Here is an 11326-nt window from a genome sequence, read left to right as displayed (position 1 = left end):
GCATTCCCTCAACGCCCGAACTTCGCCTTCAGCGCGGCCTGCACATGGGCCGGAACCATGCCGCTGATGTCCCCGCCGTGCCGTGCCGCGTCCTTGATGATCGAGGAGCTGATGTAAATCCAGCGGAAGCCGGTCATCAGGAAGACCGTCTCCACCCGTCGTTCCAGCTTGCGGTTCATCAAGGCGAGCTGGAGTTCGTAATCAAAATCAGAGACCGCCCGCAGGCCACGGATAATGGCGCAGGCGTTTTTGCGCATCGCATAATCCACAATCAGGCCGCTGGCCGTGTCAATCTCCACGTGCTCATTGGCCGTGAAGCACTGCCGAATCATGCTGATCCGCTCCTCCAAGCTGAAGAGCGGGTTTTTGGCCGGATTGAGGGCGATGGTGACGACCACGCGCTCGAACATCCGCAGCGAGCGTTTGATGATGTCAATATGCCCGTTGGTTATGGGATCAAAGGTGCCGGGATAAACGGCGATGCTCATTGCCCCGGCTCCTCTGTCCGCCGGTAAAACCAAAGGCCGGTTTCGCCGTAGCTGCGCTGATCAGTCAGCCGCAGACTGCCGCACCGTTCAGGCAGGCGGGCGTTTTTGCGCTCCTCGGCGATCAGCAGGCCGCTTTCCTTCAGCAGATCGCTTCCCGCCGCCGCCGCAGTCTTTTCCGCCAATTTTTTTTCATAGGGAGGGTCGAGAAAAATCAGATCAAAAAGCATTCCGGCTGGCAGGCGGTTTTTCAAGCGGGCAAGGCTGTCGGGTTTAGACAAATCAAGCTGAAGCAAGGCGGTGCTGGCTCCGGCGGCGCAGCGGCTGAGGCTGTCTTGAATAAGCTGCAACGATGTCTTGGACAGATCGGCAAAGACCGCCGCCGCCGCTCCACGGCTCAACGCCTCCAAGCCGAAGGAGCCGGTGCCTGCGTACAAATCCAGCACCGCGCTGCCGGGAATTTCCGCCGCGATGATGCTGAAGAGCGCCTCGCGCACCCGGTCGCTGGTGGGGCGGATGAGCGTGCAGCCGGATTTGGGGCTGCTTATGCTGCGGCCTCGCGCTGTTCCTCCGGTGATGCGCATCAATCAGGCTGCATCCGGCGGCTGGGGCTTTTGCCGCACCAACTCGTACAGCTCCATCACCAATCCAGAAGCGGCGTAGCAGAGGGCAAGAATGAAGAGGGTGACAGGCGGCTCAAAGGCGAGAATCATCAGAAAAAGAATGATGCCGACCATAACTTGAAAACGCCGCTCGCGGGGAATGTGGACTTTCTTGAAGCTCCGGTATCTATGGTTGGAAATCATCAGGTAGGAAAGCAGATAGACCAGCAGCAGGATGGAGATATGCCGGACAGTGCCTTCCGCGCCTAAATGACGGGAAAACATCACCGCTGTGGCCACGGCTCCGGCAGCGGCAGGGCAGGGCAGTCCAACGAAATCATAGTTTTTCTTTTTGTCCGGCTGCGGCGGCGCGGCGGCAAGGGTGTTGAAGCGGGCCAGGCGCAGGGCGGTTGTGGCGACATAAAGAAAAGCGGCCAGCCAGCCGTAGCGGCCATAGGGTTTCAAAGCCCAGAGATAGGCGAGCAAACCCGGTGCCACGCCGAATGAGACCATGTCGCAGAGCGAATCTAACTGCATCCCGAAATTGGAGGTTGCGCCGGTCATCCGGGCAACCCTGCCGTCCAAGCCGTCGAAAACAGCGGCGATAATGATCGCCACCGCTGCGGTGTAGAACTGGCCGTTGATTGCGGCGACCATTGAATAAAAGCCGCTGAAAAGGCTGGCGACAGTCAATGTGCAGGGAAGAAGAAAGGAGCGGTTCGGCTGAGGCAGTTCCATCATGGCGGCTCGCTGGCAGGGAAATCTGAGAAAGCGGACGGGCAACGCGGCCCGCGCAAGGCAATATTATACCGATGGAGCCGAGTTCTGCAACAGAATACGGCCCGGCTCAGAGCTGCTCGCGCAGCCAGCGTTCGGCCTGCGCCGGAGAGGGCAGCAGCCCCGCGCATTTGATCGCGCCGTTGATCATCAGGGCCGGGGTTTTGGTCACGCCGTGCCGCCCGATCTCGTCCGCGTCGTAAATCTGCTCCACATCCGCCGCTATGCCCAGCCGGTCGAGCAGTTCAATCAGCATGGCGTAAAGGCGGTTGCAGCTGACGCAGCCCGTGCCGAATATGCGGATGACCAAACCTTCTCCGCTGCCGGATTCCGTGCCGCAGTATTTGCGCCAGGCGGCCAGCAGAGATTCGCGGTACTGCGCCTCGCAGCCGGACGGGATGTAATTCTCCTCTTTAATCTTCGAGAAAAGAAAATCGGCAAGCTCCGTCTCGTCGATCTGCTGGCGGGCGGCGGCATACAAGGCGGCATCCAGCCCGACCAAGCCGACGCTGGCTTTGCCGATGCGGATGAAGCGGGAGGCAGGAGTGTCGTTCGTCAACGTGTTGAATAATGCGTTGCCGGAAAAACAGATTGTCCGCTCATTTGACCGGCTCCCATTCCGCGTCCTTTTTCCAGCTCAGATCGTCCTTTTTCAGCAGGCGGAATTCGCAGTTTGTGACCTGATCGCCGTTCAGAGTGATGATCACCATTTCCTGCCGCTCAGGATCCACCAGTTTACCGACCAGCGGCAGGCTGCCAAGCTGGCCTTGACGGCTTTCGGCGTACAGATATTCTTCCACGCCCGGCCCCACGGTGCGGCGGCCGTCCGGCTCGCCCAGATAGCGCATCACATCTTTGCGGGTGGATTCCCCTGCCTTGATCAGAGCTGCGTCCGAAGCCAGATGGCGCACCGGCTTGTAGGAGCAGCCGACAGGCAGGATAAGGCAGGCCAGCATTCCGATGATCATCCGCCGCATGACAGAAACCTCCGCTGAATGGGTTTGGGAAAAGACAGGCGGCTGAAGCGCGTTCAGCCAAAGATTGGAAACTATCTTACACGGTCAGCGGCAAAGGTTCAACATGGGGCTGCTGTTTTCATCCTGCTTCCGCTCCGGCATTTCCGCTTTGCAGTTGCGCGGCCCGTCCGCTCCGGGTACTCTCTCAGGAACGCTTCCGTCCCTTTCTTCTCAAACCCGCGATGCAGAAAACCCATCAGGCTGTGAGCGGCAACGGCTCGCCCTTGGCCAAATATCAGGATGTGCTGGTCGGCAGCCGCTCTTGGACCGCGTTGCTCTATTACGAGTGGTGCATGCTGCTCGGACCGCTGCCCGGAGCCGCCGGGATGCTCCTGCGGCAGCTCTTCTGGCCACGCCTTTTCGCTGAATGCGGCAAGAACTGCCTCTTCGCGCCCGGCATCACCCTGCGCCATCCAGGCCGCATCCGTCTCGGCTCGTCCGTGGTCATCAGCGAGGGCTGCATACTTGATGCGCGGCATGAAAGCGCGGCGGTTTCCATCACCCTCGGCGACAACGTGATTTTGTCCAGCAATGTCATGCTTTCCTGCAAAAACGGCACGATCAGCATCGGCAGCAACTGCGGCCTCAACGCCCAGGCTATTGTGCAGTCCACTAATGATTGCCCGGTTGTTATCGGGCCAGACTGCATCATCGGCCAGCGGTGTTTTATTGTTGGCGGCGGCAGCTACCGCCTCGACCGCATGGATATTCCTATCTGCGAGCAGGGTATTAAGAATGACGGTGGGGTGCGGCTGGAGGCTGATGTCTGGCTGGGCGGCAATGTTACGGTGCTGGGCGGAGTGACGATGGGCCAAGGCAGCGTTGCCGGAGCGGGCGCGGTGCTGACCAAGTCAGTTGCGCCATATACAATTTCAGCCGGTGTTCCGGCTAAGGTTATCAAAACTCGGACAGCGAGGCCGCAGGCATGAGCCGGACAGCGAAAAAACGGCTGCTGCTGACAGGCAAGATGCTTTTCAGCGGCACCTTGATGTTTCTGCTCTACCGGAAAATTCCGGCAGGCGAGCTGACTGCGCTGCTGGCCTCGCTGGATCTCCGCTTTCTGCCGCTGATTGTGGTGCTGCTTTTTCTTAACACAGCTGCCAGCGCATGGAAATGGCGGCTGTTTCTGCTTGCTGACGGGGTGAATATTCCGCTCCCGACACTGACTGTCACCTATTTGATCGGCAGTTTTTACAACCTGTTTCTGCCCTCGAACATCGGCGGCGACTCGTACCGGATTTACGACATCGCCAAAAAAAGCAGCAGCGGAGTCCGCTCCGTTGCCTCGGTTTTCGCCGACCGTTTTTCCGGCTTTCTCGCCTTGGTCATTCTCAGTCTGCTCTCCTCGGCGCAGGTGGCCCGACAGTTCGGCAATATTTTCTTTTTTCTCGGCCCGCTGCTGATTCTTCTGCTCCTGCTGGCCGTGCTGACCGCCTTGGTCAAGGAAAAACCGGTGCGGCTCTTTCTTGCCGCGACCCGCCTGAACCGCTTCCCGCTTCTTGTCAGCCTGACAGAGAAATTTTTCCTCTCCGTCCAGTGTTACGGGGCCGACCGCAGGCTGCTGCTCAAGGTGATGACCATCTCCTTCGCCTTTCAGCTCTCGGTGATCACCATCGTCTGGCTGCTGGCCCTTTCCCTCCATGCGCAGATATCCTTTTTTTATTTTAGTGCCTTTGTCCCGCTGATAACCTTGCTGGAGGCAGTGCCTATCTCGATCTTCGGCCTTGGCCTCCGCGATGCAGGCTACGTCTTTTTCTTCGGCTGGACCGGCATGACTGAGCTGCAAACTCGCTCGCTGGCTCTGCTCTTTTTCGGCGTGGCCGTGAGTTATTCCCTTATCGGAGGCATAGCCTATCTGGGCCGGACGCTCGCTGCCGCCAAGAAGGAAACAGGCGCATGATCAGCCGCAGCCATCTGCTCAACACCCTCCTCTCGCTCGGCGTTTCGCTGCTGCTGCTTGGCTTGCTGCTGAACTGGATGAGCAGCTCAGCGGAGCCAGCCCAGCAGCCGCGCCTGTTCTCTCTGCTGGCGGAGACCCTGCCGCTCTATGTCAGCCTCTATGTGCTGACCAGTCTCAGCCAAGCGTTTTTCCGCGCTCTCCGCTACCAGCTCATTCTTCGGCATTCCAGCGTCGGGACGGAAACACCGGGCATAGGGAGGATGTTCATAGTCACCCTGAGCCGGAACATGTTTGTGGACATGTTCCCTGCCCGCTTGGGCGAGCTGAGTTACATCGCCATGCTCAACCGGGGCTTCAAGGTCAGCGCGGATGCCTGCCTGTCCTCGCTGGCGATTTCCTTTATTTTCGATCTCATCGCCCTTGCTGTGCTGCTGCTTGGCATCATATGCTGGCAACTTGCGGCTGCGAATTTTCAGTCGTGGCTGATCGGCGTGTTTCTGATGATTCTCGCAGTCAGCGCGGTCGGCCTGTTCTTCCTTTTTCCTCTGCTGCATTGGTTCAGCGCGAAGCTGGCTCCGCTCCACGCCCGTCCTTGGGCAGCCAAGCTGGTGCAACTGACCGAAGACACCGCCGCCGCCCTTGATCAGGCCCGACGGGCGGGCATTGCGGGCTGGGTGCTGGCCCTTTCGCTGTCAGTGCGGCTGTTCAAATATCTTGGCCTGTATCTGCTCTTTTTCGGTGTTGCATCCGCCTCGTTCCCGCAAATGAGCAAGGAGCTGGCTGCCGTGTTGGTCGCCTTGGTCAGCGCGGAGGCGGGCAGTGCCATGCCAGTGCCGACATTCATGAGCTTCGGCACGTACGAGGCGGGCGGCGCATTGGCCCTGACCGCGCTGGGTGCGGCCAGCGCCGCCTCGGTGTTAGTCATGCTCGCCTTGCATATCTGGAGCCAAGCGGTTGATTACGCGCTGGGCATCGTCGCTGTCGTGCTCTTCATTTTCCTTGTCGGCAGGCAGAATGCCGCGCCAGCGGCACAGCGGAAAAAGTGGCTGCCGCCGCTGACCGCCTGCCTGTTCTGCGCCGGGCTTGCGGTCTTTGCTCTGCAAGCCCGCAACGTCAGCAAGATGGGTTCCTTCCGCCCGCCCAAGCCCGGCCAGCCGCTGCCAGCCGCTGAAGCAGAGTTGAAAGCGAATCCCATCCTTGCCAAACTGCGCGGTTTTGTCATCTGGAGCAGCAACCGCTTCGGCAACCACGATCTGGTCATGCTCACCTTGCCGGAGAGAAACCTGAGCCGACTGACCGACGACCCGCACAGCGACTATTTCCCCCGCATCTCGCCGGACGGCACGCAGGTGGTCTTCGCCCGCTCGCAGGAGCCGTGGGTCTCGCAGCGCAACAAATATCCGTGGGATGTCTGGCTGCTTGATCTGCCCAGCGGCGCGAGCCGCCTGCTGGCCAAGAACGGCAATATGCCCACCTGGTCGGCAGACGGCCAGAAAGTGTACTTTCAGCGGCAGGCGAACCAGTTTGTTGAATATGTCCTTGCCACAAAGAAGGAGACTGTGGTATTTGAAACAGGAAAGAACTTGCCGCTGTCTGCCTCAACGAATTTAGAAACGCCGGTCTGGAGCGAGGCGCGGCAGACGCTGGCGGTGACGATGCGGAAAAACGGTCCGGTGTACACCTGGCTGATCGGGCCGGACAGGACGGTGCGCGAGGTGAACGAAGGCTGCGAGCTGAACTGGTCGCCAGACTCCTCCTTCCTCTACCATGTCGGCCACAGCAAGAGCCGCCGCAATGTCTTCTACAAGATCAATCCCGACACGCTGGAGCGGGAGCTGTGGTTTGATTCACCAAGCGAATACAGTCACGAGTATTTTCCCAAGATTTCCAACACCGGCGAAGTGCTCGTCTACGGAGCCAGCACCGGCGGTCACGAGCACGACACAGCGGATTATGAAATCTTCCTCTGGCCGATTGGCTCGCCAATGAGCAATACGGCCAGACTGAGCTTTCATACCGGCAACGACAACTGGCCGGATGTGTTTCTATATTAATCATGTTGCATGACTGCCCCTGCTCTTGGCGGCGGCCTGCTCAAGAGGTCTGTTACCTCGCGGCAGGCTGGAGAAATACGAAGTGACAGCATGCTGCTGCCGTATGTGGCGGCAGGCTGTTGCTGCTGGTGGCCGCATGCTGCTGCTTGCAGTGGCAGCGTAGTGCTGCTGCGCCTTAGACCTTGGCACTGCAGGCGAAACCAGCAGGGCGATCATAAGGCCCGCCCCTTCACCGGCCCGGCATTGCTCCATTTGCGGCTTATGCAAGAGGACTTAAGACAAAAAACGAATGAAACTCTCCGTCGTCATCCCAATATACAACGAAGAAGAAAACATCAATCCGCTCTATGAGGAGTTGAAAGATGTGCTGCGAACCATTGCCTGCGACCACGAAATTGTCTTCGTGGACGACGGCTCAAAGGACAGCAGCCTTGCCTTGCTGGAGAACATTCAGCAGCAGGACAACAAGGTGGTGGTGGTCTCTTTCCGCCGCAATTTCGGCCAGACCGCCGCCATGTCCGCAGGTTTCGCCTATGCCAGCGGCGACGTGATCACGACCATGGATGGCGACATGCAGAATGACCCGCACGACCTGCCAAATTTTCTTGCCAAGATGGAGCAGGACGGTTGCGACTTGGTCAGCGGCTGGCGTTACAAGCGGCAGGATCCTTTCCTCAACCGCCGCCTGCCCTCAATGATCGCCAACAAGATTATTTCCATCGTCACCGGCGTGCATCTCCATGACTATGGCTGCACCCTGAAGACCTTCAGGAAAGAGATCACCCAAGGCATCAATCTCTACGGAGAGATGCACCGCTTCATCCCGGCCATTGCCAGCGGCGTGGGCGGCAAGATCGGCGAAATCCGCGCCAATCACCGGCCCCGGCGTTTCGGCAAATCCAAGTACGGCATCTCGCGGACGCTGCGGGTGGTGCTTGACCTGATGACCGTGAAGTTCCTGCTTAATTATGCCACCCGGCCCATCCATGTCTTCGGCATGATGGGCATGATCAGCGGCGGCCTTGGCTTCGCCATTGCCCTGATGATGACCATCCAGCGGACGTTTTTTCATGTGCCGATGTCTGACCGGCCTCTGCTCCTGCTGGCTGTGCTGCTCCTGTTCATGGGCATCCAGTTCATCTCCATCGGCCTGCTGGGAGAATTGCAGGTGCGCACCTACCACGAATCGCAGGGTAAGCCGATCTACGTGGTGCGCAAGGTGCTGGGCAGCAGGCAGGGCGAGCCGTGAGCGACAGGCTGGAGGCAGTCAACATCGTCATCCCCAACTGGAACGGGCTGCGTTTCCTGCCCGACTGCTTGGCCTCCATCGGGCGGCAGCAGTGTTTGGACTGGCGGATCACGGTGGTGGACAACGGCTCCACTGACGGATCGACCGAGTATCTGCGCAAGGCGCATCCGAATGTCCATCTCATCAGCCTGCCCGAAAACCAAGGGTTCAGCGCAGCGGTGAACGCGGGCATACTCAGCAGCTCATGCCCGTTCGTTTTTCTGCTCAACAATGACACAGAACTGTCCATGAGCTGCCTGCGGCGGCTGCTCACCGCCGCTCAAGACTTGCCGGACTTCTCCTTCTTCGCTCCTAGGATGCTTTGTTTCCATAACCGCGCAGTGCTGGATGGCGCAGGCGACGGCTACCTGCGCGGCGGCGCGGGCTACCGGCTCGGCACAATGGAGCTGAACAGCGGCGCGTACAGCCTTCCCGGGCCAGTATTCGGAGCCTGCGCGGGCGCGGCCCTGTACCGGCGCAGCCTCTTCGACAGCGTCGGTCTCTTTGATGAAGACTTTTTCGCCTATCTGGAAGATGTTGACTTCAACCTGCGCTTGAACCGTGCAGGCTGCAAGGGGTATTACGTTTCGGCGGCTAAAGTGTATCACATCGGCAGCGCAAGCAGCGGCTCCAAATTCAATCCCTTCACCATCAGGCTCTCCACCCGCAATTCCTTCTATGTGCTGCTGAAGCATTATTCCTTGCCGTTGTTCCTCCGCTTCCTGCCGATGATCTTGATCTACCAGTTCTGCTGGCTGCTGTTCACGATCAAAAAAGGGCAGTTCCGGGCGTACTGCATAGGTGCCTGCCAAGCTGTGGCGGCCTCTTGCAGGATGTGGAGAAAAGGGAAAGAGGTGCGCCGCCATGACCGCCTGAGCGAGAGGGATTTTGCCGCTGTCCTGCTTCAGGCCGAACGCGAAGCGGTGGAGTCCATCATGCGGCGGCGGCAGGAGCAGGGCAAGGACAACTGGCTGCTGCGGCTGTACGGATTTTTTTTCCTTTGAGCATCATGCGCCTCGATATGGCAAGCATCGCCCTCCGTCTGGTGCTGGCTCTTTGGCTGGCGGTGACTTTCGCCGCCTTGGCCGGGATGTGGCGGCTTTGGCTGGAGCGCGAGCGGGTGCTGTATCTCGGCAAGAGTATTGAGCAGCAGAGGGAGACAGTCTTGCAGCGGGCGGGTATTCCCCCAGAGCTGGCGCGGCAAACCGCCGAGCTGAAGCGGCGTTGGCCTGCGGATGTCCGCTATCAAGCTAAAGGCGACGCGAACGCACTCTCGTATGTTACGTATCTGCTCATTCCACGCATTCCGGCAAAAGACTCTGCCTATGTCCTCAGGGTGAAAGGGAAGGAGCTGACCGCAGCAGGCGGGCAGACCGTCCAGCCGGTTCCTGCGGATGCGCAGACGGCGGAACGTGCCACGCCGAAAGGACTGATTCTATCCTTCGCTGTCCTGCTGGGCTGGGCGGGGCTAATCCGTAAAATCTGGCGAGGACGCACCACGTGGCCCGAAGCCTTGGCCTTGGCCTGCCTGTTCTTCACCCTGCTGGTGCTGCCGACCCGCTTCTTCTTCCTTTCGGCCCAGCCAGCCTTTGGCGGGGCGATCATCCTTGCCTTGGTTGGCTGGGCGACGCTGCTGGCGAACGCGCTCCTCAGCATCATGCAGAAGAAAGACAAGGCGGCGCAGCCTGCTGTCAGCGTGAGCAGACTCGAGCGAATATTCTCCGGCGTGCTTCTGTTCATTATCGCCGCCGGAATGCTCTGGAGCTTCCTCATGGCGGTCGTTGTTGTGCCTGCCGATTGGGATGCATGGGCAATCTGGGGCAGCAAGGCCAAAGTGCTGGCTCTTGGCAGCGGGCCGCTGGAAGACGTGACCCGATTCGGTCATGCGGACTACCCGCTGCTCTGGCCGACTGTCTGGGCCTTTTCCGGCTGGCTCTCCGGCGGCTGGGAGGAGTGCTGGAGCAAAGGCTGGGGCGCGGTGTTCCTCCTGCTCTGCGTCTGGGAAATGAGCATCGCGGTCAGAGCGCGGAGCGGCAGCCGCAGTGCCGGACTGCTGGCTGCAGCCCTCTTTGTCTCTGTCCCCAATGTTCCGTTGATCGCCTCATGGGCTTACGCTGAGACCCCGATCTGGCTGATGATGACCTGCGGCTTAACCTGCTTCCTCCGCTGGCGGAGCGAAGAAGGCCGCCGGGCAGATGCTGTCCTTGCCGGACTGTTTGCTGCCGCTGCTGCGCACACAAAAAACGAGGGACTGCTTTTCGCGTTGCTGTTTAGCCTGCTGCTGCTCAGCGGGCGGCAGCGCAAAGATATCCTGTTCGCTCTGCTTGCCTTCACGCTCTGCTATCTGCCGTGGTTCTGGTGGTCGCGGCTGCATCTTAATTTTGAAGCCACAGGGCTGCTGCATCATTGGGATGCCGACGGTCTGCGCCGTGCGGCCAGCCGGATTGTTCCTGCCACGAAAGCGATTTTTGGTATGTGGAAGGATGTGCGGCAATGGAATATTGTCGGCGCAGGGATTTGTCTTGCCTTGATCGGCACATTGCTCAGGCGAAGGCCAGATGCAGCCCTGCTGCTCCTGCCGACAGGTCTTCTGACCGGTTATTTTGCGACCATTCTTTTTAATGCCAACGAGATATGCTGGGAGACAGGAACGACTTGGATCCGCCTGACTGTACAGACGCTGCCGCTTTTTTTAGTTTTGCTGGCAGCAAGGGAAGTTCGCAGTCCGTAAACACGCTTGCGCAGCGCAGCTGATCTGACGGCCAACGACTCTGTTTTTAGCAGCTTGAATGCCTCCTTAGGCGGAGGCATTATGGTGTCTCAGGCAATACCAGTCAATCTGACTGGTGTTCAGCAGACATCTTGATGCCTGTCTCCGCGTCGAATGGCTGCGCCAAGATGTGTTTGATGATGTAGAGACGAAAAATCTTTCGCCCTTGCTGCCTTGCGCAAGAGGTCTGATGCAACCCGGCGGCAAGGAGACTTCTTCCGGTCCGCTGCCGCTGTTCCGCGTCACGGTTTTGGTTTGGGAAAACGCATGTTCATCCCTCCTTGCGCTGCTGTGTGTTCTGCATCTGAGCTGCCCGCCCGCATCTGCTGCGATGCCGACATTGTTCCGATATTTTTTAATTTTTTCCCGGCGGAAATGCGTTTAAACCGTCCTGATTTAAACTTGAATCAGGACGATTCACATTTAAATTGCCC

The 11326-nt window shown here is 59.1% G+C and carries 11 protein-coding genes; 6 read left to right on the top strand and 5 right to left on the bottom strand.

What is annotated here, in order from left to right; genetic code table 11:
• Window positions 1-8: 8 nt before the first annotated feature.
• The 5 genes from coaD to ACNKID_RS06715 all read right to left on the bottom strand — a co-directional run bounded on the left by coaD (window position 9) and on the right by ACNKID_RS06715 (window position 2841).
• Complete coding sequence (gene coaD / locus ACNKID_RS06735) at window positions 9-488, bottom strand: pantetheine-phosphate adenylyltransferase (RefSeq protein WP_417912670.1); 480 nt, start codon at window positions 486-488, stop codon at window positions 9-11.
• Window positions 485-1069 (bottom strand): 16S rRNA (guanine(966)-N(2))-methyltransferase RsmD, encoded by a 585-nt coding sequence (gene rsmD, locus ACNKID_RS06730; protein ID WP_417912669.1) that lies wholly within the window; start codon window positions 1067-1069, stop codon window positions 485-487. The genes coaD and rsmD overlap by 4 nt, the downstream gene beginning before the upstream one ends.
• A 3-nt stretch (window positions 1070-1072) precedes the next feature.
• The gene (gene pssA / locus ACNKID_RS06725; RefSeq protein ID WP_417912668.1) at window positions 1073-1828 is read right to left on the bottom strand and encodes a CDP-diacylglycerol--serine O-phosphatidyltransferase; all 756 of its coding nucleotides are present in this window, start codon (window positions 1826-1828) and stop codon (window positions 1073-1075) included.
• A gap of 106 nt (window positions 1829-1934) precedes the next feature.
• A complete protein-coding gene (locus tag ACNKID_RS06720) occupies window positions 1935-2423 on the bottom strand; it encodes a thioredoxin family protein (RefSeq protein WP_417912667.1) in 489 nt (162 codons plus the stop codon).
• A gap of 40 nt (window positions 2424-2463) precedes the next feature.
• On the bottom strand, window positions 2464-2841 hold the full coding sequence (locus tag ACNKID_RS06715; protein WP_417912666.1) for a hypothetical protein: 378 nt from the start codon (window positions 2839-2841) through the stop codon (window positions 2464-2466).
• Window positions 2842-3062: 221 nt separating this feature from the next.
• Here ACNKID_RS06715 and ACNKID_RS06710 point away from each other — a divergent pair, with 221 nt between their 5' ends.
• The 6 genes from ACNKID_RS06710 to ACNKID_RS06685 all read left to right on the top strand — a co-directional run bounded on the left by ACNKID_RS06710 (window position 3063) and on the right by ACNKID_RS06685 (window position 10853).
• On the top strand, window positions 3063-3809 hold the full coding sequence (locus ACNKID_RS06710; RefSeq protein WP_417912665.1) for an acyltransferase: 747 nt from the start codon (window positions 3063-3065) through the stop codon (window positions 3807-3809).
• The gene (locus ACNKID_RS06705) at window positions 3806-4780 is read left to right on the top strand and encodes a lysylphosphatidylglycerol synthase transmembrane domain-containing protein (protein ID WP_417912664.1); all 975 of its coding nucleotides are present in this window, start codon (window positions 3806-3808) and stop codon (window positions 4778-4780) included. The genes ACNKID_RS06710 and ACNKID_RS06705 overlap by 4 nt, the downstream gene beginning before the upstream one ends.
• Window positions 4777-6834, top strand: a complete 2058-nt coding sequence (locus ACNKID_RS06700) for a lysylphosphatidylglycerol synthase domain-containing protein (RefSeq protein ID WP_417912663.1) — start codon at window positions 4777-4779, stop codon at window positions 6832-6834. Before ACNKID_RS06705 ends, ACNKID_RS06700 begins: the two co-directional genes overlap by 4 nt.
• A 289-nt stretch (window positions 6835-7123) precedes the next feature.
• A complete protein-coding gene (locus tag ACNKID_RS06695) occupies window positions 7124-8083 on the top strand; it encodes a glycosyltransferase family 2 protein (protein WP_417912662.1) in 960 nt (319 codons plus the stop codon).
• Complete coding sequence (locus tag ACNKID_RS06690) at window positions 8080-9126, top strand: glycosyltransferase family 2 protein (RefSeq protein ID WP_417912661.1); 1047 nt, start codon at window positions 8080-8082, stop codon at window positions 9124-9126. The genes ACNKID_RS06695 and ACNKID_RS06690 overlap by 4 nt, the downstream gene beginning before the upstream one ends.
• A gap of 17 nt (window positions 9127-9143) precedes the next feature.
• Window positions 9144-10853, top strand: coding sequence for a hypothetical protein (locus ACNKID_RS06685; RefSeq protein ID WP_417912660.1), 1710 nt, complete (start codon window positions 9144-9146; stop codon window positions 10851-10853).
• The last annotated feature ends 473 nt before the right edge of the window (window positions 10854-11326 follow it).

Source organism: Candidatus Electronema sp. TJ (genome assembly GCF_048287355.1).
Taxonomy (GTDB): Bacteria; Desulfobacterota; Desulfobulbia; order Desulfobulbales; family Desulfobulbaceae; genus Electronema.
This window is presented reverse-complemented; position numbering and strand designations above follow the sequence as displayed.